This window comes from Yersinia sp. J1 (assembly GCF_050586585.1).
Lineage (GTDB): Bacteria > Pseudomonadota > Gammaproteobacteria > Enterobacterales > Enterobacteriaceae > Yersinia > Yersinia entomophaga.
The window spans coordinates 39928-62354 of the sequence record NZ_JBOBDP010000017.1; the positions used below are offsets into that span (position 1 = coordinate 39928).

Consider the following 22427-nt stretch of genomic DNA (forward strand, 5'->3'; position numbering starts at 1 on the left):
GATTAACAACATCAAATAAATTATCGGAATATTGAGGGTTGCCTCAGACTCTCAGTATGTTAGGGTATATGGCGCTCTATTTTTGCATCAGGAAAAAATATAATCTAAGAATTGACAGAGGAATATACCCACTGCATGGCAATTAAACTCGAAGTAAAAAATTTATATAAGATATTTGGTGAGCACCCGGATCGGGCCTTTAAATTGATTGAATCTGGCATGAATAAAGACCAGATATTTAGTAAAACCGGTTTGTCCGTTGGCGTCAAAGATGCCAGTCTGGCCATTGAAGAAGGCGAGATATTCGTCATCATGGGGTTATCGGGTTCCGGTAAATCCACCCTGGTACGCCTTCTCAATCGTCTGATAGAACCTACTCGCGGCGAAGTCCTTATTGATGGTGAAGATATTGCCAAAATATCTGACAGTGCATTACGGACCGTTCGGCGAAATAAAATCAGTATGGTATTCCAGTCATTTGCCTTAATGCCTCATCTGAATGTGTTAGATAATACAGCCTTTGGTATGGAATTAGCCGGAGTCCCGCTAAAAGAACGCCATGAAAAAGCATTAGAGGCGTTACGTCAGGTCAGTCTGGATAATTATGCTTATTCATATCCCGATGAACTTTCTGGCGGTATGCGTCAACGCGTTGGTTTAGCGCGAGCAATGGCAAACAATCCGGACATATTATTGATGGATGAGGCCTTCTCAGCGCTAGATCCATTAATTCGTACTGAGATGCAGGATGAGTTGGTGAAATTGCAGGCCAAGCATCAGCGTACCATCGTTTTTATTTCCCATGATTTAGACGAAGCCATGCGTATTGGCGACCGTATTGCCATTATGCAAGGCGGGGAAGTCGTTCAGGTCGGTACACCGGATGAAATATTGAATAATCCGGCAAATGAATATGTAAGAACCTTCTTCCGTGGCGTTGATATTAGTCACGTATTTAGCGCAAAAGATATTGCTCGTCGTCGTCCGGTGGCCTTAATCCGCAAGACTCCAGGATTTGGCCCCCGTTCAGCGTTAAAACTACTTCAGGATGAAGACCGCGATTACGGCTATGTGTTGGAACGCGGGCAAAAATTTATCGGCGTGGTATCGATAGATTCATTGAAACAGGCTCTTTCAGAAAACCAGCCGCTCGATCATGCCTTATTGGCTGAGCCAGCGCCGGTTCCGGCTGATATGCCGCTCAATGAGTTGATTTCACTTGTTGCTCAAGCCCCTTGCGCCGTTCCGGTGGTGGGCGAGGACAACAACTATATCGGTATTATTTCCAAGGCCATGCTGCTGCAAGCCTTAGATAAGGAGACGCCAAATGAGTAATACAACACAGGTTAACGAGCAGGTTATCAATAATCCGTGGGAGACGGCGGCTGATGTTGCTCAACAGGCGTCGACCACCGCTACCGATGCTGCGCCGCAGGTACTTTCTGCTGCGGCAGATCCTTGGGGTGCCAGCATGGCTCAGGGCAGCGCGGCGGCTCAGGAAGCAACCAACCAAACCGCACAAACAGGCGCAGACTGGTTAAACAGCGCGCCTGCTGTCGCTCCCGAGCATTTTAGCCTGATGGACCCATTCCACAACACGTGGGTGCCGCTGGACTCGTGGGTTACACAGGGTATTGACTGGGTTGTGACTCACTTCCGCCCGGTATTTCAGGGCATTCGGGTTCCGGTTGATTTTATCCTGAGCGGTTTTCAGCACATGTTGCTGGGAATGCCAGCGCCGGTTGCGATTCTGGTTTTCGCTCTGATTGCATGGCAGTTTTCTACCTTGGGGATGGGCGTCGCAACGCTGGTGTCTCTGATTGCTATCGGTGCCATCGGCGCATGGTCACAGGCGATGGTTACGTTGGCGCTGGTTCTGACTTCGCTGTTCTTCTGTATTTTGATCGGGCTGCCCCTCGGGATCTGGCTGGCACGCAGTAATAACGCCGCCAGAATTATCAGGCCATTATTGGATGCGATGCAGACTACACCAGCGTTTGTCTATCTGGTTCCAATCGTGATGCTGTTCGGTATCGGTAACGTGCCGGGCGTGGTCGTCACCATTATCTTTGCTCTGCCACCCATAGTGCGATTGACTATTTTAGGTATCAAACAGGTGCCGGAAGATCTAATCGAGGCCGCAGAATCCTTTGGTGCCAATCCACGCCAGTTGCTGTTTAAGGTGCAATTGCCGCTGGCGATGCCGACCATTATGGCCGGCGTTAACCAGACTCTGATGCTGGCGCTGTCTATGGTGGTGATTGCCTCGATGATTGCGGTCGGTGGTTTAGGTCAAATGGTACTGCGTGGTATTGGCCGTCTGGATATGGGATTAGCTGCCGTCGGTGGCGTGGGGATTGTTATTCTGGCGATTATCCTCGACCGCCTAACTCAATCTCTGGGCCGAGATCGCCGTAGCAAAGGCGTTGGCCGCTGGTACACCACTGGCCCGCTGGGTCTGATCGCCAAACCTTTTATCAAAAAAGCGTGATAACAGCTTGTTACAAGGGCTGATAGCCTGCGTTCTTAACGCTGCCGCAATGGCAATCGTCCCAGCGGCAGCGTTAAAAACAAATCATATAAATACCCTATGGATAGCCAAAATCGCGGCGCAGTACAGGGAACGGGATTCAAGCGAGATTCTTGGTTCTACCACGCCAAAGGCGTTCAGGTGGCTGACGCCAATTCGATCCCATCGCTGCGCTCTCCCTAAAATGGGCTTAATAAGTCATCAATTTTACTCATGCCCGATAGATTTCAGGTTGCAGCCAGTACCGCTGCGGCGTGAAAGATGAAGGGCAAGACTAAGAAGGAACAACTCATGCGCACCACAGGCATCTGGGCACTGGCTCTCACTACGCTGGTTAGCTCTCAATTATCCGCCGCTGAATTACCGGGCAAAGGCGTGACCGTTTTACCCATTCAAAGCACCATTTCCGAAGAAACCTTCCAGACCGCGCTGGTGAATAAAGCGCTGGAAAAACTCGGCTACGACGTTCAACCGACCAAGGAAGTTGATTACAACGTGGCTTATGCCACTATCGCTGCCGGTGATGCGACTTTTCTGGCGGTAAACTGGGAGCCGCTGCATGACGACCAATATAAAGCGGCGGGTGGCGATGCCAAATTCTATCGTCAGGGCAATTATATTGAAGGCTTGGCGCAGGGCTATTTGATCGATAAGAAAACTGCGGATAAATACCACATTACCAATATTGAACAGCTTAAAGATCCGAAGATTGCCAAGCTGTTTGACGCCAACAACGATGGCAAAGCCGATCTGACTGGCTGTAATCCGGGTTGGGGTTGTGAAGCACCAATTAATCATCAGATTGATGCTTATGGGTTGAGTAATACCGTCACCCATAATCAGGGCAACTATGCGGCAATGATTGCCGATACCATTACCCGTTACAAAGAAGGCAAGCCAATTTTGTATTACACCTGGACGCCTTACTGGGTTAGCGATGTGCTGGTTCCGGGTCGTGACGTAATCTGGCTGCAAGTACCGTTCTCCTCCCTGCCGGATAAAAGCATCGATACCCAACTGGCTAACGGTGCCAACTACGGTTTTCCGCCAAGCGTGATGCACATCGTCGCCAATAAGAAATGGGCGGAAGCGAATCCGGCTGCCGCCAAACTGTTCTCTATCATGAAACTACCGATTAGTGACGTGAATGCGCAGAATATGAGAATGCACGCCGGTGAATCATCGGATGCGAATATTGAGCGCCATGTGAATGGCTGGATAGCCGCGCATCAGGCAACCTTTGACGGCTGGGTAAAAACCGCCGCTGAAGCTGCCAATAACAAAACCGCGCAATAAACCTCCCCCGCTGACGTAAACCAGACAGGCGCCTTTCGGTGCCTGTTTTTTTATCTGGCAATCTAACCGCTCATCTTACGGACTTTCCAGATTTACTCAGCGCTGGCGATACCCTGTCCGGTAAACCCGCTAAAATGCAGGAAACGTTCGGCGGCAGCGCTAAGCGGCGTATGCCAGATGCAATAAACCTGACGCCGCGGCCCATCGTCGATCGGGATAGACACCAGAGAAATTAGCCGCTGAGCGGTCGAGACAGGAACGATCCCCGCCGCCAGCCCACGTCGCACCAGATTTTCCAGCCATTCAATATGATCAATCTCGAAATTGACGTGGCGCTTGATACCCGCGGTCTGAAAAGCGCGATCGGTTTGACGTCTCGCCCCCGTACCGCTGTAGAAATCCACCAGCGGGACAGCAGCCAATGTTTGCAGGTCTACGCTGGCCTTACCGGCTAAAACATGATCCGGTGCCACCAGCGCCACCAGAGGCTCATCCGTTAGCTTACAATGAGAAAGCGGCAACGTATTTTTATCCCCCGGCCAGATGCCGACAAAAGACACATCGGTTTTCTGCTGTCGGGTGTCTTCAAGCAAAGTTTCACTCATTCCAACATACAGCCGAATATTCACCGCCGGATAACAGCGATTAAATTCTCCAATCTTTTCCGTCAGATCAAAGGCATTTAGCGTTGAAATAGTGCCGAGAGTCAAAGTACCGGTCACGTTACCGCTGGCGGCATTAACTTCATTGATCAGGCTTTGCTGCTCCGCCAACAAGCGTTGAGCGGGCAGAATAAAAGCCTGTCCGGCGTCGGTTAAGCTGACCCGCCGCGAAGTACGTTCAAACAGCTGGCAACCCAACTCTTGCTCCAGACGAGCAATCTGGTGGCTCAGCGCCGATTGCACCGTATGACAACGTTGCGCCGCCTGAGTAAAACTTTGGGTTTCTGCCACCGCCAGTGCATAACGAATCTGCTTCAGGTTCATTTATCTATCTCGAAATGAGATTAATCAGATGAAAATTATACATTGGTTTATCGTTTAAATTTATCCAATACTGTCGCCCTCATCATCTTAAGCAGAATTATTCATGAACCAAACAACTGAACATGCCGGGCTAAGCCCTGCGTTGATCGTACTGATGTCTATCGCTACCGGTCTGGCGGTCGCCAGTAACTATTACGCTCAACCGTTGCTGGAAACCATTGCTCAGGCATTTAATCTTTCGGTCAATCAGGCTGGATTTATCGTTACCGCAGCTCAATTGGGCTATGCCGTTGGGCTGATGTTTTTAGTGCCGTTGGGAGATATGTTTGAGCGCCGCGGTCTGATCGTCGGCATGACGCTGTTAGCCGCTGGCGGCATGCTGATTACGGCGATGTCGCAAAACCTGACCATGATGATCGTGGGCACCGCGCTGACCGGTTTGTTCTCGGTGGTCGCGCAGTTACTGGTTCCCCTGGCTGCAACCCTGGCCAAACCGGAGAAGCGCGGTCAGGTCGTCGGCACCATCATGAGTGGCCTATTGCTGGGTATTCTACTGGCGCGAACCGTGGCTGGCGCACTGGCTTCCCTCGGTGGCTGGCGAACTATTTTCTGGGTTGCCAGCGTGCTAATGGCGGTGATGGCGCTGGTGCTGTGGCGCTACCTACCGCGTTATAAACAAAAGGCCGGTCTGAACTACGGGCAATTGCTAAGTTCTATTTTTGCGCTGTATTTCGGTACGCCGGTATTACGCACTCGCGCTATGCTGGGAGCCTTGTCTTTCGCTAATTTCAGCGTGTTATGGACTTCAATGGCCTTTTTGTTGGCCTCACCTCCTTTCGGTTATTCCGAAGGTACCATCGGTCTATTCGGTCTGGTGGGCGCCGCTGGCGCTCTGATGGCAAACAAAGCGGGTCGTTTGGCGGATAAAGGTAAAGCGCGACTAACCACCAGCGCCGGTCTGGGCCTGCTGCTGCTGTCATGGATCCCCATCGCTTTGGGGCAATATTCGTTAATCGCGCTAATCATTGGCGTCGTCATTTTGGATCTGGCGGTGCAGGCGGTGCATGTCACTAACCAAAGCGTGATTTACCGTATGATGCCTGAAGCGCGGAACCGCTTAACCGCAGGTTATATGACCATTTACTTTATCGGCGGCGCATTGGGCTCGCTGGTTTCTGCCGCTGCCTATCAACATGCGGGCTGGTACGGCGTTGCCATTGCCGGCTGCGGATTGTGTCTGCTCAATATTGTGGTGTGGTTAATGGGTAAGAAATTTGACCCTGCGGCCGATCATCCAGTGAGCTAATTTAAAAAAATTAAATGATTAGCTTGCAAATAGTAAATTGAGATATAAATTTTGGATATGGGGTACAAAGAGTATTAACACTCTGGTAATGTTACCAAATGTTTAAATTTGCTTTCTACCCTTTAACCGAGCCGACCCGTAGCTACCATCATGCCAAAGCCAATAACTCACTCCCTTTCCCCCGATCAACCCATCGCCCGTTTTCGTGAAGGTGTGACCGATAGCCTTCCTATCGTGATCGGTTATCTCCCCGTAGCTTTTGCCTTTGGATTAAGCGCAGTTAAGCTGGGGTTTACTCCTCTGGAAAGCATTTTCTTTTCCTGCATTATTTATGCCGGTGCCAGCCAATTCGTGATTACCGCATTATTGAGCGCGGGAATGTCCCTATGGGTTTCCGCCCTAACGGTAATGGCAATGGATGTCCGCCATATTCTGTATGGCCCCGCGTTAAAACACCGCATTGTGGCGCGTCTATCCGGTAAGAAAACCGCCCTGTGGGCCTTCGGATTAACCGATGAAGTCTTCGCTGCCGCTACCGCTAAACTGATGAAAGATCAGCGCCGCTGGAGTGAAAACTGGATGCTGGGCATCTCATTCACCTCCTGGCTGTCCTGGGTGGTGGGCACAGCGGTAGGTGCCGTATTTGGCAACGGACCGTTAGATAACTATCCGGCAGTTGAAGCCTCACTGTCCTTTATGCTGCCAGCGCTATTTTTGAGTTTTCTGCTCGCCTCCTTTAAACGCCAATACAGCCTGACGGTGGTGGCTTCGCTAGGCGGCGCATTGCTGGGAGCACTCGTATTCTCTATTCCGGTGGCGATTCTGGCTGGTATCTGCGGTGGCTGCCTGGCGGCGTTAATTCAGCCTCCCGCTGCGTCTTTAACAGATTCAAATGCGGCAGAAAAACAGGCTAAGGAGCAACAGCTATGAATACGGATGTCATCGTAATCGGCGTGGTGGTCGGGCTGGTGAACTATTTATTCCGTTATCTCCCGCTACGGCTGGGCCCAGCGCGCAAGCAGGCCGGTCTGCAACGCGGGAAAATTTCGCTCCTGCTGGATAGTATCGGAATTGCTTCGATTTGCGCCCTACTGGTGGTTTCCAGCGTGCCGGAAATTGTGCGTGACGCGCACAAACTCATCCCTACTTTGGTCGGATTTATCGTGATCTGCGCCTATTTCTATAAAACCAAGAGCATCATTTTCGCTACTTTATTTGGCGCTCTGAGCTACGGAATAACCTTCAAATTGCTAATGATGGGATAACGCATTCAAAACGTGGGCAATTCCGCGATATCCCTACTATCCTTGGCATTAATCAACGCTATACCTCGGTGAAATAACACTAATTGCTAAAGTTTTACCGTATTATAGCGTTTACATTATTAGTAACTATCGTTACTGTATCATCTGAAATTAATGAGGCTCTTTATCATGGAAAGCTCGTTTACTCCCATTGAACAAATGCTTAATTTTCGTGCTAAACGTCAGAAGGACTTCCCTTACCAGGAAATTCTGCTGACCCGCCTGTGCATGCATATGCATAGCAAGTTGCTCGAAAATCGCAATAAGATGTTGAAAGCTCAAGGGATTAACGAAACCCTGTTCATGGCATTAATTACTTTGGATGCTCAGGAAAGCCACAGCATTCAGCCTTCAGAACTGAGCGCAGCATTAGGATCGTCTCGTACCAACGCGACCCGCATTGCTGATGAGCTGGAGAAAAAAGGTTGGATCGAACGGCGCGAAAGCCATAACGATCGCCGTTGCCTTCATCTGCATTTAACCAAGGCCGGTGAAGAGTTTCTAAACCAACTCCTGCCGCCGCAACATAAATGTCTGCATTTCCTCTGGTCAACACTGGATGCTGACGAGCAGCAACAGCTTGAAAAGCTGACTCGTAAGCTATTAACCCGTCTGGATCAAATGGAAGTGCCAGAATTGTAATCCTTACATCTCTGTCCAGGTAACATAACTATGCCATCCCCACATAGCTGGAGGGTCACGCCTTTGTTCGCCGTTTTACTACTGGCGGGCTGTGCCTCAAGCGATAATATTGCGCCTCAGTCTCGTATGATGGATAACCAGCAACTGCAATTGGCGCAACCGAAAACCAGTTCGCTGGCGATAAGCTCTCAGTGGTGGCGGGTTCTGGACGATCCCCAGCTTGATGCATTAATGACACAAAGCCTGCAAACCTCACCGTCGCTGAAACAGGCGGCGGCGCGGGTACGTGAGGCACAAAGCGTGATGGGGCAGGCAGATGCTGCCAACGGGCCAAATCTGGACCTGTACGGCAGCAGCAACCGACAAAAAATATCGCAAAATACGCTTCAGCCATTTTTGCAGGCTTATCCAAACAAGCCTCTGTATGAAACAGCGAATACGCTGGGGCTAAACATGAGCTACGAGTTTGACTGGTGGGGGAAATTCCGCAATCGGGTCAACGCGGCTAAAGCACAGGTCGATGCTGCCCGGGCAGAGCAGCAACAGGCCACGCTAACGCTAACCAGCTCAGTAGCTTCGGTTTATTACCAGCTCCAAAGCCATCTGGCGCTGCAAAAGCTATTGCAGCAGGAAGTGGAAAACAATCAGCGTCGGGTGGCGTTACATCAGAAACAATATCAGGCGGGTATCTACGGCGTTGAAGTTCCGCAGCAGACTCAGGCGCAGTCTGACGGCGTAAAACAGCAAATAATCCAGCTAACCGCGCAGAGCGAGCAATTAAAACATCAATTGGCCGCCCTGACCGGGCAAGGACCAAGCGCAACGCAAAACCTACGTCAGGTGAACCTTCCGGATATTAATCGCTTATCTCCTCCCGCAGAGCTGACTACCGATTTACTGGGTCAACGGCCGGATATCACCGCTCAACGTTTGTTGGTCGAATCTTACGATCAGCGAGTACAGGCGGCGAAAAAAGAGTTTTATCCAAGCTTATCAATCACCGGCTTTGCCGGCTTCTCCACCACCAATTTCCAGGGGACTAACCCGAATCTGCTCGAAGCCGCCAGTCAGGCATGGAACTTTGCTCCGGCAATTTCCCTACCGATATTCCACGCAGGCGCGCTACGCAGCAAACTCGGTGAAGAATCGGCTTTATACGACGAAGCTGTCGAAGCCTATAACCAAACTATTTTAAATGCGGTACAGGAAACGGCGGACGCCATTACCATCCAGCAGAGCAGCCAGCAGCAGTTACAACAAGCCGCTTCAGCCTCCGCCGCGATGGAACAGGTGTATCGCGTTGCCAATGCTCGCTATCAAGCCGGGATTATCGGACGCGGCGAACTATTGACCAGCCAGTCACAATTCTTGCAACAACAACAGGCAGAACTTAGCGCCAGCAATAACTTATTGCAGGCGAAGATCGGACTGATCCGTTCACTGGGCGGCGGCTATCAAGCTCCGACAGCGATGGCTCATACAACAAAATAATATAAAGCGTGGAGAACACCATGAGCGCAAGCGAGGAAATTCAAACCCCGCCACAACCGCAAAATAAAAAGAAGCAGCGCAAGAATATACTGATTCTCTTGACGGTTATTTTTATCATTATTGGGGTAGCTTATCTGGTTTACTGGTTCCTGGTGCTGCGTCACCATCAGGAAACGGATAATGCCTATATTTCCGGTAATCAGGTACAGATTATGTCCCAGGTGCCCGGCAGCGTTGTTAGCGTTAACTTCGAAAATACCGATTTGGTAAAAAGCGGCGATGTACTGGTCACTCTTGATACCACCGATGCTGAGCAGGCTTTTGCCAGAGCACAAACCGCGCTGGCGAACAGCGTGCGTCAAACCCACCAGCTCGTGATTAACGGCAAGCAGTATCAGGCCAATATCGAGTTAAGAAAAACCGAACTGAAAAAAGCTCAAAGCGATCTTAAACGTCGTGAAGTGCTGGGCGCGGCAGATGCGATTGGTCGAGAAGAATTGCAACACGCCCGCGATGCGGTAGAAGCGGCCAAAGCGACGCTCGACGTAGCGGTACAGCAATTTAACGCCAATCAGGCCATGGTTTTAAATACGCCGCTGGAGAAACAACCGGCTATCGAGCAGGCCGCCGCGCAAATGCGTGACGCTTGGTTAGCGTTGCAGCGCACCAAAATTGTCAGCCCGATCACCGGTTACGTTTCCCGTCGCAGCGTGCAAGTTGGCGCTGAGATCGCCAGCGGTACGCCGCTGATGGCCGTGGTTCCCGCCAATGAGCTGTGGATCGACGCCAACTTCAAAGAAACCCAATTGGCTAATATGCGTATCGGCCAACCGGCTACCGTAGTCACTGATTTCTACGGCGACGATGTGGTTTATCAGGGCAAAGTGGTCGGTCTGGATATGGGGACAGGCAGCGCCTTCTCTTTACTGCCAGCGCAAAACGCCACCGGTAACTGGATCAAAGTGGTACAGCGCCTGCCGGTGCGTATCGAGCTGGATGCCAAACAGCTAGCAGAGCACCCGTTGCGTATCGGTTTGTCTTCCGTCGTTCGGGTCGATACGGCTAATCAGGATGGATTGGTTCTGGCCGAAAGCGTACGTAAAAAACCCGCCTTCGAAAGTAATGCGCTTTCTCTGGATCTGGCACCGGTTAATCAAATGATTGCCGATGTGATCCAGGCGAATGCCAGTTAAGCCCGCCGGAGGCTAATGTGGCTCAAAAACCCCTAGAGGGCTCCAGACTCGCCTGGATGACGGTCGCGCTCTCGCTGGCGACCTTCATGCAGGTGCTGGATTCCACCATTGCTAACGTGGCAATACCGACCATAGCAGGCGATCTGGGATCCTCGAACTCACAGGGCACCTGGGTTATCACCTCGTTTGGTGTGGCGAACGCGATCTCGATCCCCATCACCGGCTGGCTGGCGAAACGAATTGGTGAGGTTCGCTTATTTCTGTGGTCAACCGCGCTATTCGCGCTAGCCTCCTGGCTATGCGGCGTTTCCAATAGTTTAGGTATGCTGATCTTCTTCCGCGTGATTCAGGGGCTGGTTGCCGGCCCGTTGATCCCGCTGTCGCAGAGTTTGCTACTGAATAACTATCCCCCCGCCAAGCGAGGAATGGCTCTGGCACTATGGTCGATGACCATCGTGGTCGCCCCGATATTTGGCCCGATTCTGGGCGGTTATATCAGCGATAACTATCACTGGGGCTGGATCTTCTTCATCAACATCCCAATTGGGATCGTGGTGATTCTGGTCGCGATGCAAACCCTGAAAGGGCGGGAAACCAAAACCGAAATCAAACCGATCGATACTATCGGATTGGTGCTATTGGTGGTCGGGATCGGAGCCTTGCAGATCATGCTGGATCAGGGCAAAGAGCTGGATTGGTTTAACTCCACCGAAATTATTGTCTTGGCAGCCGTCGCGGTGGTGGCGATTTCCTTCTTAATTGTCTGGGAGTTGACCGACGATCATCCGGTTATCGACCTCTCGCTGTTTAAATCGCGTAACTTTACTATTGGCTGTCTGTGTATCAGCCTGGCCTATATGTTGTACTTCGGCGCTATTGTACTGCTGCCACAGTTACTGCAAGAAGTCTATGGCTATACCGCTACCTGGGCTGGATTAGCATCGGCTCCGGTCGGGATTTTGCCAGTGATACTGTCGCCGATTATCGGGCGTTTTTCTCATCGTATCGATATGCGCCAGCTAGTGACATTCAGCTTCATTATGTATGCAGTTTGTTTCTACTGGCGGGCATATACATTCGAGCCGGGAATGGATTTTGGCGCGTCAGCGTGGCCGCAATTTGTGCAAGGTTTCGCTATTGCCTGCTTCTTTATGCCACTGACCACGATTACCCTGTCCGGTTTAGCGCCGGAAAGAATGGCGGCCGCGTCCAGTTTGTCTAACTTTTTACGAACGCTGGCGGGATCGATTGGTACCTCAATCACCACCACGCTCTGGAGTCAGCGCGAGTCTCTGCACCATTCCCAGTTAACGGAGTTTGTGAATCCGTATAACCCGAATTCGGTGCAGACCTATCAGGAATTGGAGAAGTTAGGCATGAACCACCAGCAGGCCTCGGCCTATCTGGCACGGGAAATTACCAATCAGGGGCTGATAATTTCGGCTAATGAGATTTTCTGGCTGTCGGCTGGGGTGTTCCTGCTATTACTGGTGTTAGTGTGGTTTGCCCGTCCTCCGTTTACCTCCGGTGGCGGTGGCGGTGGTGCCCACTAAATCAGGCTGATTCAGGATTCTCATGCCGCTCGCTTATCAACGAGCGGCATTTTTTTGCCAGTAACATCACGAGTATCTATAGCTATCTTCTGAAACTGATATTGTCATCGATCACCGTTCGCGGACTGATCGGCACTCTCTCGGGCTTAACCAACGCCAGTTTATGGAAGGTAATTTTATCCCGCCAGACTTTGGTCAAAAATTCGCCCATAACCTGAATAGTAAACTGCTCTCCCGGACAACGGCGATAGCTGAAACCAAAGGGAGCAAAACCGGCGTAATCACATACCGGTTGTTTTTTATCATCAATGACGCTAAATACCGTCCCAAATCCGCTGTTGGTCACTGCCATATTGCGGCCATCGTTTACCGGCATTGAGGTAATATCGAACGGGCAGCGAGCCAAACCGATACGCTTGCATTCTTCTTCGGTGATTTCCGCGCTGGTCGGCACCTTGAGATAACGTTCAGGATCAAATTTCTCCGGCTGCGCCCAGTGAACCGGATTGAAGTTACTGCTGGTATGAGGCGTGTTGATATAGCTATGGCGCTTCAACGGCAGGCCAAAACGCTCGCCATACACTTTATGCTGCACATCCTCTGCAACGGAAACACTGCGGGCGTTTGGCGAAATAGTGCGGAATAACTCCATAACCAATAGATCCAACGGCGTGTAGGCCGCGTCTTTGGCATTCTGATAATCTCCGCTCATGGTTTTCTTGAAGGCGGCTTTTACCGCCGGATCGCCATTATTTTCGCTGAGATTCATCATGATGCCATACAGCGTTTTGCCCCATTGATTGAAAGCAACAAAGTTATGGAAACACTCAAAAACGATATCTTTCTTGCTGAAATTATCGTTATTTTCGGAGTTTTTTAGCCAATACCAGGCCAGCGTTTTTTGCGGTTCGGCAACGCGTCCGGTTCGAATATCATCCACGCGCTCATCAATCCATTGTTTAAGATAATCAATATTGCTGCGAACCCTCATATAATGTTCGTAGACAATGGGTTGAAGAGGATCGCGATAGGCCAGCACAGCATTAAAAGACTCACCGACTTCACGAACCTTTTGCGGTACCGCCTGCCCTTTAACGCCTAAATGCAGATCCCAATATACGTCGACATAATGATCCGCGTAGTGACGCATAAAAGGTTTATCCGCAAATTGCGGTTCCATTAACAGATCGAAAAATGCCGCGATTTTTTCCTGATACATTGGCTGATATAAATCGGGCGTCACCGCGGAATAATATATGCGCTTACGCATATTATGTTCTCCGCGCTCATCCAGCCCTTGCAAAAATACGGTTTCTCCTTCGGATGGCGTCGGTTTCCAATCCTTATACAGCAATCCCCACAGATCATAGGGCAGCGCATTTTTCTTGCTGAGACTCAGGCCAATCATCGGCAACATCGGTTTTTCACCGTCATAGAAACGACTCAGAAAGAAAGGTATAACCGCATTCTCAACATAATCGGAATTAAAATTGGCTGGAACCGTTTTACGGAAACGGGCTAATGCCCCTTCAACATCATCCGTCAGCGGTAATGACGCATTTTCTACCGCATTGACCGACGCAGCTCCGGCCGTTAAACCCAGAGCTGCCGCTCCTTTCAGAAATGCACGCCTTTCCATGAAGCTCTTCCTCACATTCAAATAAATTAAATTGGGATGATTCAAATCGGGAAATACATTATTTTGGTGATATAGAGTGCGCTGATAGCGAGTTTCGACATCATTGCGCCAACACTATAGAAACAATAGCGCCTTGTTTTTAAAAGTATTTAATTTAAATTCTCGCATGAAATTACATATATTAATCAATCTAATTACATAAGCAGCGATTTATATCATAAAAAATAATTATAGCTATTATTTCTAATTTAGCTGTTTTTATCGAATTAATTTATTTTATTGATTTTAATTAAATGCGGATTAATTAATTATTAGCAAATTAATCATTAAATTATCACACAAAATATTTATCGTGCTTTTAATATAGGTAATAGGATTAACAACAAAACAAATTAACCATCTCGCTTATTTATCAATTAATAGTCATGTGAATAAAAACAGAGTCCGTTGGATTTTACGGGGAAATAAATGAAAACAGGATGATACTGATACTGAAAAAATCAAATATTTAACATATTACGTTACAAACAAATCAGGCCCAAACATAGTTTGAGCCTGACTGGATTACCGGGTTAAACCCGCTGAATCAACGCGACAAAATCACTGGCTGTGCGTGCTACGCAAAGCTCAATGGCTTATTCGCCGCTGTTCTGACGCCACCATTCCGCCAGTAAAATACCGGTCGCAACGGAAACATTCAGGCTTTCTACCCGGCCAGTCCCGCCGATAGAAACGCTGAGATCGCCCTGCTGCCACGCGCTGTCCGTCAGACCATCACTTTCCTGACCTAACACCAATACCATTTTGGCAGGCAGCTCGGCTTTCGCCAGAGTCGTCCCTTTATGGCTGGAAGTGGTCACAATGGTGTAGCCCGCGTTACGGAAGGTATCCAATACGGAGAGGAAATCATCGGCGTTAATCGCTTTGATGTGTTCCGCGCCGCCTTCTGCGGTACGTACTGCCGCACCGGATTCCAACATTGCCGGATCTTGCAGCAATACGCCGTTAATACCGAAATGCGCACAAGTACGCATAATTGCGCCCAGATTGTGCGGGTTACCCACTTCTTCCAGCGCCAATACGCAATCTTGTTGCGGAGCCTGTTGCAGATAAGTTTCCGCGTCCAGACCCTGACGTTTCTTAATCAGGAAGCATACGCCACCGTGATGCTCGGTGCCGGAGGCCTTCGCCAGTTCTTCTTCATCAACCACGTGATAAGCCTTGCGGTTTGCCGCCATCCATTTCAACGCTTCGCGGAATCGCGGCGTGACGGACTGCACAAACCAGGCGCGAACAATGGCATCAGGACGGCTGTTAAACAGCGCCTGACAGGCATTTTCGCCATACACACGGGTTTCTTCCGCACGCTGACGACGCAGCTGTGCCGGATCGATATGGCTCTTACCGCCGATGCCGCCGTGGTCAAACTCTGGCTCTTCGGACGGCGCACGGGAAACGGTCTTCCACGGTGAGTCGTACGGGCCGCGATCTTCAGAACGGGCCGGACGGCGAGGACGATCGCTTTCATTACGGCCTGAATCGCTGCGACGAGAGTCACCACGACGTGAATTGTCCTGACGTGAGCCATCCTGACGTGGATTGCCCTGATGCGAACCGCCCTGACGTGCGTTATCCGGACGGCCTTTGCCTGCCGGACGCTTGTTTTTGTTACGGTCGTCGCTGCTGCTCTCGTCACTACGGACGTACATCACTTTAACTTTGCCGTTTTTGCCACTAAATGAATCGTTCATTGTCTTCTCCACCAACGCGCAGGGCGCGAAGATTACCTGATGTCCGCCCGGTAAGCCATAAGCGAGCGCTAAAAGCCGGCAACTATCGTATTCATCGAATAAACCTTTTTGGCGATGACAGCATTTGTCATCATAATAGATAACATAAACGAAACAACACCGTGGTCAGAGTCGCGCTCTCCCACGCTAAAACCACTTAATACTGTTGTTTCCAGCTCTCTTTACCCAAGAATTAAGGCTAATTTATGAATACGGTATGCACAGCATGTATGGCGACCAACCGCCTGCCGGAAGAACGTATTGATGATGGCGCTAAATGCGGCCGCTGTGGTCATTCGCTGTTTGACGGCGAAGTGAGCAACGCCACCGCAGAAACGCTGGATAAACTGCTACAGGACGACCTGCCGGTTGTTATCGACTTCTGGGCGCCTTGGTGTGGGCCGTGTCGCAGCTTTGCGCCAATCTTTGAAGATGTGGCGAATGAGCGCGCAGGCAAGATTCGCTTCGTCAAAGTCAATACCGAAGCGGAACCTGCTCTCAGTACGCGTTTTCGCATTCGCAGCATTCCCACCATTATGCTGTATAAAAAAGGCAAAATGGTCGATATGCTCAGCGGCGCGCTGCCTAAAGCCCCTTTTGAAGGCTGGCTGGATGAGCAATTGGCGCAGTAATCAGTTTACCCTAGCGTTAGTTTAACCCATTTCGAGTGAATCATCGCGGTTAACTCCCCCGCTCCGGCCGAGAATTTCTCCGCCGGAGCGTTTGTTCTATCCCTGTCCCCAAGGGTTGATTAGAATAGCGCTTTTTCTCAGGAGTCAGTCGTGACTGATACACCATCTGCCGCCGCCGTTATGACTGAAAATGCCGTTCTGCGCCTGCGTAAACAACGCCTCGACGCTTCGACTCGCCCTTACCGCGCCCGCGGTTGTCGCGCCATTCGCTGTCAAAATTGCCTGCTGGCCGAGCGTCTGTGTCTGTGCGACACCATTAGACCATTACAGGCCACCAGCCGTTTTTGTTTGGTGATGTTCGACACCGAGCCGCTTAAACCCAGCAATACCGGCCGTTTAATCGCCGATATTCTGCCGAACACACAGGCCTTCCTGTGGGCCAGAACTGAAGTAGACCCGGCGCTACTAGCAGCCATTGCCGATCCTTCCCGCCAGCCTTATGTCGTGTTTCCCGAAGCCTACGCCGAACCGGATCGACAGGTTCTTAATAAGATCCCTGCAGGCGGCAAGCCACCGCTGTTTATTCTGCTCGACGGCACTTGGACAGAAGCAAAGAAAATGTTTCGCAAAAGCCCATATCTTGCGGGATTACCGATGCTTTCTCTTAACGTCAACATGACTTCAAACTATCAGCTACGCGAAGCCCAGCGACCGGAACAGCATTGCACCGTTGAAGTTGCTGCCGCTTTGCTGGAGCAGGCTGGCGATTTGCAAGCGGCGGAAGGACTGAGCGCACACTTTAACTATTTCAGGCAGCAATACTTAGCAGGCAAACCTCACCATCCAGTGCCACGGGTCACAGCAATTCTGCCAAAAAACGACTAAAGTCTCTCTGGCAACCTTTAGCAGGTTAACTAACAGGAGACGCCATGAGCCAACGAGGATTAGAAGCACTGTTACGCCCCAAGTCGATTGCGGTTATCGGTGCCTCTGAAAAACCGGAGCGGGCGGGCTTCCTGATGATGCGTAATCTGCTGGACGGCGGGTTTAATGGGCCAATTTTACCGGTCACGCCAAGCTATAAAGCGGTCAGCGGCGTATTGGCCTATCCGGATATCGCGTCCCTGCCGCTAACGCCGGATTTAGCCATTCTCTGCACCAATGCCAGCCGTAATCTGTCACTTTTGGATGCCTTAGGCACCCGCGGCTGTAAAACCGTTATTATTCTGTCCGCGCCGCCAGATCAATTCGCCGAGTTAAAAGCCTGTGCCCATCGCTATAACATGCGATTACTTGGGCCAAATAGCCTTGGGCTACTGGCTCCGTGGCAAGGACTGAACGCCAGTTTTTCTCCAGTTCCGATTCAAAAAGGCAAGCTGGCATTCATCTCCCAGTCGGCGGCGGTGGCCAACACGGTGCTGGACTGGGCGCAGCAGCGAGAAGTCGGTTTTTCCTACTTTATTGCGCTGGGCGACAGTTTGGATATCGATTTGGATGATCTGCTCGATTTCCTGTCTCGCGATGCCAAAACCAGCGCCATCATGCTGTATATCGAGCATATCAGCGACGCCCGCCGCTTTTTATCCGCCTCTCGCAGCGCCTCGCGTAATAAACCCATTTTAGTAGTAAAAAGTGGTCGAACTCAGCGCGCTCAGCAGTTACTCGATGGCCAGCAAGGGCTGGACGCCGCCTACGACGCAGCAATCCAACGAGCGGGTTTATTGCGAGTGCAAGACACGCACGAATTATTCTCTGCGGTCGAAACGCTCAGTCATATGCGCCCGCTACGCGGTGAAAAGCTACTGATTGTCAGCAACGGCTCTGCGCCAGCGGCGATGGCACTGGACGAATTGATTAGCCGTAACGGCAAGCTGGCGACCTTATCGGAACAAACTCATCGCGCGCTAAGCGAGGCACTACCGCCTTTTGTCACCATCCGCAACCCAATAGACCTACGGGACGATGCCAGCGCTGAACGCTACCTGGCGGCGGTCAGGCCGTTATTAGACAGTACAGATTATGATGCGCTGCTATTAATTCACTCCCCTAGCGCGGCGGCTCCCGGTAATAAAACGGCCGAACTGCTGATTTCGGCCATCCAGCAACACCCGCGCGGAAAACGAATTACCTTACTAACTAATTGGTGTGGCGAATATTCATCTCAGGACGCCCGCCGAATGTTTACCGAAGCGGGAATACCGACTTATCGCACTCCAGAGGGCGCTATTACCGCTTTTATGCATATGGTGGAATACCGCCGTAACCAGAAACAATTAAAGGAAACACCCGCTCTACCGGTAGGACTAACAGCCAATACCACTCACGTGCATCAGTTAATTCGTCAGGCGCTGGCGGAAGGCACTACGCAATTGGATACCCATGAAGTGCAGCCAATTCTGCAAGCCTACGGTCTTAGCATCCTGCCAACCTGGATTGCCAGTGACAGCGTGGAAGCGGTACATATCGCTGAACAAATTGGCTATCCGGTAGCAATCAAACTGCGCTCACCGGATATTCCCCACAAATCGGAGGTTCAGGGGGTAATGCTCTATCTGCGCACCGCGCTAGAAGTGCAGCGCGCCGCTGATGATATTCTCGATCGGGTTAAGCGCACTTATCCCCAGGCACGTATTCATGGCCTGCTGGTACAAAGCATGGCTCACCGCGCTGGTGCACAGGAACTGCGGATTGTGGTGGAGCAAGATGCCATTTTCGGCCCGCTGATTATGCTGGGAGAAGGTGGCGTGGAGTGGCATCAGGAAACACAGGCGGCGGTTGCTCTGCCGCCGCTGAATATGGCGCTGGCCCGCTATCTGATTTTACAGGCGGTAAAAGGTGGAAAAATTCGCCGGCGGGGCGCGCTACAACCTTTGGATATTCCTGGCCTTAGCCACCTGCTGGTGCAGGTTTCCAATCTGATACTCGATTGCCCAGAGATAACCCGTCTGGATATTCACCCGGTGCTGGCCTCCGGCAGTGAATTCACGCTATTGGATGTTTCTATGCAGTTGGCGCCAATTAGCGGCGATCCGCAAACTCGCCTGGCCATTCGCCCCTATCCGCAAGAACTGGAAGAACTGGTGCACCTAAAAGACGGTTCCTCCTGCCTGTTCCGCCCAATCCTGCCAGAAGACGAGCCTTTGCTGAAAGACTTCATTGATAAGGTGACAAAAGAAGATCTTTATTACCGCTATTTTAGTGAGATAAACGAGTTCAATCACGATGATTTGGCGAATATGACGCAAATCGACTACGATCGAGAAATGGCTTTTGTCGCTGTGCGTCAGCAACATGGAAACAGCGAAATCATTGGTGTCACTCGCGCCTTAAGCGATCCAGACAATATTGACGCCGAGTTCGCAGTACTGGTTCGATCCGACCTGAAAGGTTTGGGGCTAGGCAGTCGGCTATTGGAGAAAATGATTCACTATACCCGAGGCCACGGTTTAACCCGTTTAACCGCCATTACCATGCCGCACAATCGCGGGATGATCGGACTGGCACAAAAGTTGGGGTTCAACGTTGACGTACAGTTGGAAGACGGAATCGTTAATCTCGAATTAACACTGTGATTTATTGACTCATTTATGCCCGATAAATTTCACGCCGTGGCCAAACGGCAACGGCACAAATTTGCCGAAGCTTAACCCGCGAAGTCATTGGATTGGAAGCAAGCAGCCAGCGTGAAAGATGACGAACATAAGGGTGACCGAGGCCACAGAGCTGGTCGATTAGCTAACCCGCAGGCAAAACTTACGCACAACACGGGTAACTAGTGGTATTATCGCCAGATTCTATGGATTAGTATTCTTAAGCTATGGCGGTTTTGCCATCAAATAACGAGAGAAGAAGCGCACTGTGATGTTGTCAAAATTCAAACGTAGCAAACATCAACAACACCTTGCACAACTGCCCAAACTCCCCCAGTCAGTTGATGATGTCCAAACGCTTTACTGCCCGAAGGTTTTCCGCGCAACTCTGCTGGAATTAATTGCTCAGGCAACCCAACGTATTTATTTGGTCGCACTGTATCTGGAACAAGATGATGCTGGTCGGGACGTCATGCAGGCACTTTATCAGGCGAAACAACAGCGGCCTGAGCTGGAAATTTGCGTATTAGTTGACTGGCATCGTGCCCAACGCGGGCGTATTGGTGCTGCTGCAGTTAATACCAACGCCGATTGGTATTGTGATATGGCGGCACAGCATCCGGGCGTTGCCGTTCCAGTGTATGGCGTACCGGTAAATACTCGCGAAGCCTTGGGTGTTCTGCATCTGAAAGGTTTTATTATTGATGACAGAGTCATTTACAGCGGTGCCAGTATTAATGATGTTTATCTGCATCAGCACGATAAATACCGTTACGATCGCTACCAGTTAATTAAAAATCCGGCTATGGCGAATGCAATGGCGGAATACATCAAGCAACAGATCCTGGGAGCCGGTGCGGTTCAGCGCTTAGATCGTAGCGATCGTCCAAAAAACCCTGAAATAAAAAACGAGACCCGCCAATTCCGCTTATCCCTGCGTGATGTCGGTTATGAATTTACGGATCGAAGCAGTAATGATGAACTAGCCGTGACCCCGTTGGTTGGCCTGGGAAAGAAAAGTCCTCTAAATAAAGCAATACATCATCTGATGTGTTCTGCCGACGAAAAGCTCACTATCTGCACTCCTTATTTCAACCTGCCTGCACTGCTGGTACGCAATATCATTTATTTGCTGCGCGAAGGAAAACAGGTTGAGATTATTGTCGGGGACAAAACGGCAAACGATTTCTATATTCCGGAAGATCAGCCTTTCAAGATCATCGGAGCTTTACCTTATCTGTATGAAATAAATCTGCGCCGCTTCCTCAGTCGCTTACAGCGCTTTGTGGATAACGGCCAGCTTGTGGTTCGACTATGGAAAGACGGCGATAACACTTATCATCTGAAAGGCATGTGGGTAGACGATACCTGGCAGCTGATTACGGGTAATAACCTAAACCCGCGCGCCTGGCGCCTGGATCTGGAAAACGCCATTTTGATCCACGATCCCAAGCATGAAATGCACGAACAGCGGGCGAAAGAGCTAGAATGCATCCGTACGCATACCAAAGTTGTTTCCCACTACCTTGAGCTGGAAAATATTCAGCAATATCCGGTGAAGGTCAGGAAACTGATTCGTCGCTTACGGCGAATTCGTATCGACCGTCTAATCAGCCGCATCCTGTAGATTTCGATGGTCAGATCGCAACCCGGTTAATAGCCGGGTTTTTTATTGGCCAAATTAAAGTTATGGCTAACGACTTTGCCATCAACATATTTTGGCTTCATCGGATTTAAATCTTACATACTAAAGAGACGCTGATTTTTAAGGCTCGGAGTTTACCCGTAAATATGGTCTCCAAAAGGCGGCTGATTATATCTGGCGGCTAAAGTAGCTAACTTATTGCCCTTCATTCAGTTTCTGATCGGTTTCGGTAATGGAATTGACATGCTACTTTATCTAAAGACAGGTTTTTATTTCATCTACAAAAGGAATACTCCATGGAGCGATGTTCATATCTCCGTTCGGCCGTCATCGCCCCCCTATTCTTTCTGAGCACTGCCTGCACCCACATGGCCAACGATAGCTGGACGGGGAAAGACAAAGCTCAGCACTTCTTCGCCTCCGCTGCTTTTGCCGCGGCAGGCACGGCATATGGCGAGCACCAGAATTGGTCAGACGCCCGCAGTCGCAGCTTTGGTTTATTGTTCTCTATAGGTATAGGTGCGGGGAAAGAGTTCTACGATAGCCGTCAGGGCGGTACAGGGTGGAGCTGGAAAGACTTCGTCTGGGATGTAGCTGGTGCCATGGCCGGATACGGTGTTTATCAGGCAGCGAATTAAACTCAACGTTACGGAATGCTCATCCTTAAACTATTAAAGGATATTTCTATATTCAATAAAACGTTACTGGTCAGTGCTATCTCTCTAAATAATATCCTTCGGTGCCAGCGTTGATGGAAAAATCAATGTTACTGGGACGGTAGTTGATTCCCCACCTAATATAAGCCCGGTGAGTGACTGTATCTGCCTGAA

19 protein-coding genes are annotated in these 22427 nt (G+C 50.3%); 16 read left to right on the forward strand and 3 right to left on the reverse strand.

Translation table 11 applies throughout. The features are described from left to right. Positions 1–135: 135 nt before the first annotated feature. The 4 genes from proV to proX all read left to right on the forward strand — a co-directional run bounded on the left by proV (position 136) and on the right by proX (position 3826). A complete protein-coding gene (gene proV / locus ACQ4OC_RS17130) occupies positions 136–1335 on the forward strand; it encodes a glycine betaine/L-proline ABC transporter ATP-binding protein ProV (protein ID WP_049601949.1) in 1200 nt (399 codons plus the stop codon). Continuing rightward, positions 1328–2491: a glycine betaine/L-proline ABC transporter permease ProW gene (gene proW / locus ACQ4OC_RS17135; RefSeq protein WP_064516691.1), complete on the forward strand. Its 1164-nt coding sequence runs from the start codon at positions 1328–1330 to the stop codon at positions 2489–2491. Before proV ends, proW begins: the two co-directional genes overlap by 8 nt. Positions 2492–2590: 99 nt before the next feature. After that, a complete protein-coding gene (locus ACQ4OC_RS17140) occupies positions 2591–2713 on the forward strand; it encodes a hypothetical protein (RefSeq protein ID WP_256966726.1) in 123 nt (40 codons plus the stop codon). A gap of 108 nt (positions 2714–2821) precedes the next feature. Continuing rightward, a complete protein-coding gene (gene proX, locus ACQ4OC_RS17145; protein WP_064516689.1) occupies positions 2822–3826 on the forward strand; it encodes a glycine betaine/L-proline ABC transporter substrate-binding protein ProX in 1005 nt (334 codons plus the stop codon). 92 nt (positions 3827–3918) lie between these two features. On the opposite strand, the gene ACQ4OC_RS17150 is transcribed toward proX, so the two are convergent. Continuing rightward, positions 3919–4812: a LysR family transcriptional regulator gene (locus tag ACQ4OC_RS17150; RefSeq protein ID WP_064516687.1), complete on the reverse strand. Its 894-nt coding sequence runs from the start codon at positions 4810–4812 to the stop codon at positions 3919–3921. Positions 4813–4915: 103 nt separating this feature from the next. On the opposite strand from ACQ4OC_RS17150, the gene ACQ4OC_RS17155 reads away from it, so the two are divergent. From ACQ4OC_RS17155 to emrB, 7 genes are all read left to right on the forward strand, one after another. Continuing rightward, complete coding sequence (locus ACQ4OC_RS17155; RefSeq protein ID WP_064516686.1) at positions 4916–6118, forward strand: MFS transporter; 1203 nt, start codon at positions 4916–4918, stop codon at positions 6116–6118. A 150-nt stretch (positions 6119–6268) separates the two neighbouring features. Next, positions 6269–7048, forward strand: coding sequence for an AzlC family ABC transporter permease (locus ACQ4OC_RS17160; protein ID WP_064516684.1), 780 nt, complete (start codon positions 6269–6271; stop codon positions 7046–7048). Next, positions 7045–7383 (forward strand): L-valine transporter subunit YgaH, encoded by a 339-nt coding sequence (gene ygaH, locus ACQ4OC_RS17165; RefSeq protein ID WP_064516682.1) that lies wholly within the window; start codon positions 7045–7047, stop codon positions 7381–7383. The genes ACQ4OC_RS17160 and ygaH overlap by 4 nt, the downstream gene beginning before the upstream one ends. Positions 7384–7551: 168 nt before the next feature. Then, positions 7552–8064 carry a transcriptional repressor MprA gene (mprA, locus tag ACQ4OC_RS17170; RefSeq protein ID WP_049601928.1) on the forward strand — a complete coding sequence of 171 codons (513 nt, stop codon included), beginning with the start codon at positions 7552–7554 and terminating at the stop codon, positions 8062–8064. A gap of 30 nt (positions 8065–8094) precedes the next feature. Continuing rightward, positions 8095–9555 (forward strand): efflux transporter outer membrane subunit, encoded by a 1461-nt coding sequence (locus ACQ4OC_RS17175; RefSeq protein ID WP_064516680.1) that lies wholly within the window; start codon positions 8095–8097, stop codon positions 9553–9555. A gap of 20 nt (positions 9556–9575) precedes the next feature. Continuing rightward, positions 9576–10748, forward strand: a complete 1173-nt coding sequence (gene emrA, locus ACQ4OC_RS17180; protein ID WP_064516678.1) for a multidrug efflux MFS transporter periplasmic adaptor subunit EmrA — start codon at positions 9576–9578, stop codon at positions 10746–10748. Between the two features lie 17 nt (positions 10749–10765). Then, positions 10766–12301: a multidrug efflux MFS transporter permease subunit EmrB gene (emrB, locus tag ACQ4OC_RS17185; RefSeq protein ID WP_064516676.1), complete on the forward strand. Its 1536-nt coding sequence runs from the start codon at positions 10766–10768 to the stop codon at positions 12299–12301. An 82-nt stretch (positions 12302–12383) separates the two neighbouring features. Here emrB and ACQ4OC_RS17190 read toward each other — a convergent pair whose 3' ends face one another. Both ACQ4OC_RS17190 and ACQ4OC_RS17195 read right to left on the reverse strand, forming a co-directional pair. After that, positions 12384–13940, reverse strand: coding sequence for a twin-arginine translocation signal domain-containing protein (locus ACQ4OC_RS17190; RefSeq protein ID WP_084414342.1), 1557 nt, complete (start codon positions 13938–13940; stop codon positions 12384–12386). A gap of 635 nt (positions 13941–14575) precedes the next feature. Continuing rightward, a complete protein-coding gene (locus tag ACQ4OC_RS17195; protein ID WP_064516674.1) occupies positions 14576–15691 on the reverse strand; it encodes a tRNA/rRNA methyltransferase in 1116 nt (371 codons plus the stop codon). A gap of 245 nt (positions 15692–15936) precedes the next feature. Here ACQ4OC_RS17195 and trxC point away from each other — a divergent pair, with 245 nt between their 5' ends. From trxC to ACQ4OC_RS17220, 5 genes are all read left to right on the forward strand, one after another. Further along, positions 15937–16362, forward strand: coding sequence for a thioredoxin TrxC (gene trxC / locus ACQ4OC_RS17200; protein ID WP_430971440.1), 426 nt, complete (start codon positions 15937–15939; stop codon positions 16360–16362). Between the two features lie 180 nt (positions 16363–16542). Then, complete coding sequence (locus ACQ4OC_RS17205; protein ID WP_064518468.1) at positions 16543–17247, forward strand: tRNA-uridine aminocarboxypropyltransferase; 705 nt, start codon at positions 16543–16545, stop codon at positions 17245–17247. Positions 17248–17291: 44 nt separating this feature from the next. Then, complete coding sequence (locus tag ACQ4OC_RS17210) at positions 17292–19934, forward strand: bifunctional acetate--CoA ligase family protein/GNAT family N-acetyltransferase (RefSeq protein ID WP_064516670.1); 2643 nt, start codon at positions 17292–17294, stop codon at positions 19932–19934. Positions 19935–20226: 292 nt separating this feature from the next. Then, positions 20227–21579: a CDP-diacylglycerol--serine O-phosphatidyltransferase gene (gene pssA / locus ACQ4OC_RS17215; RefSeq protein ID WP_430971442.1), complete on the forward strand. Its 1353-nt coding sequence runs from the start codon at positions 20227–20229 to the stop codon at positions 21577–21579. A 314-nt stretch (positions 21580–21893) separates the two neighbouring features. Further along, positions 21894–22235: a YfiM family lipoprotein gene (locus tag ACQ4OC_RS17220; protein WP_064516666.1), complete on the forward strand. Its 342-nt coding sequence runs from the start codon at positions 21894–21896 to the stop codon at positions 22233–22235. The last annotated feature ends 192 nt before the right edge of the window (positions 22236–22427 follow it).

Excerpts from the sequence above, each read along its gene's own strand:
- proW (WP_064516691.1), top strand. The coding sequence starts at position 1,328 with ATGAGTAATACAACACAGGTTAACGAGCAGGTTATCAATAATCCGTGG.
- ACQ4OC_RS17150 (WP_064516687.1), bottom strand. The coding sequence starts at position 4,812 with ATGAACCTGAAGCAGATTCGTTATGCACTGGCGGTGGCAGAAACCCAA.
- ACQ4OC_RS17195 (WP_064516674.1), bottom strand. The coding sequence starts at position 15,691 with ATGAACGATTCATTTAGTGGCAAAAACGGCAAAGTTAAAGTGATGTAC.
- ACQ4OC_RS17205 (WP_064518468.1), top strand. The coding sequence starts at position 16,543 with ATGACTGAAAATGCCGTTCTGCGCCTGCGTAAACAACGCCTCGACGCT.
- proV (WP_049601949.1), top strand. The coding sequence starts at position 136 with ATGGCAATTAAACTCGAAGTAAAAAATTTATATAAGATATTTGGTGAG.
- emrA (WP_064516678.1), top strand. The coding sequence starts at position 9,576 with ATGAGCGCAAGCGAGGAAATTCAAACCCCGCCACAACCGCAAAATAAA.
- proX (WP_064516689.1), top strand. The coding sequence starts at position 2,822 with ATGCGCACCACAGGCATCTGGGCACTGGCTCTCACTACGCTGGTTAGC.
- ygaH (WP_064516682.1), top strand. The coding sequence starts at position 7,045 with ATGAATACGGATGTCATCGTAATCGGCGTGGTGGTCGGGCTGGTGAAC.
- trxC (WP_430971440.1), top strand. The coding sequence starts at position 15,937 with ATGAATACGGTATGCACAGCATGTATGGCGACCAACCGCCTGCCGGAA.
- ACQ4OC_RS17155 (WP_064516686.1), top strand. The coding sequence starts at position 4,916 with ATGAACCAAACAACTGAACATGCCGGGCTAAGCCCTGCGTTGATCGTA.
- ACQ4OC_RS17140 (WP_256966726.1), top strand. The coding sequence starts at position 2,591 with ATGGATAGCCAAAATCGCGGCGCAGTACAGGGAACGGGATTCAAGCGA.
- ACQ4OC_RS17175 (WP_064516680.1), top strand. The coding sequence starts at position 8,095 with ATGCCATCCCCACATAGCTGGAGGGTCACGCCTTTGTTCGCCGTTTTA.
- mprA (WP_049601928.1), top strand. The coding sequence starts at position 7,552 with ATGGAAAGCTCGTTTACTCCCATTGAACAAATGCTTAATTTTCGTGCT.
- ACQ4OC_RS17190 (WP_084414342.1), bottom strand. The coding sequence starts at position 13,940 with ATGGAAAGGCGTGCATTTCTGAAAGGAGCGGCAGCTCTGGGTTTAACG.
- ACQ4OC_RS17210 (WP_064516670.1), top strand. The coding sequence starts at position 17,292 with ATGAGCCAACGAGGATTAGAAGCACTGTTACGCCCCAAGTCGATTGCG.
- ACQ4OC_RS17220 (WP_064516666.1), top strand. The coding sequence starts at position 21,894 with ATGGAGCGATGTTCATATCTCCGTTCGGCCGTCATCGCCCCCCTATTC.
- ACQ4OC_RS17160 (WP_064516684.1), top strand. The coding sequence starts at position 6,269 with ATGCCAAAGCCAATAACTCACTCCCTTTCCCCCGATCAACCCATCGCC.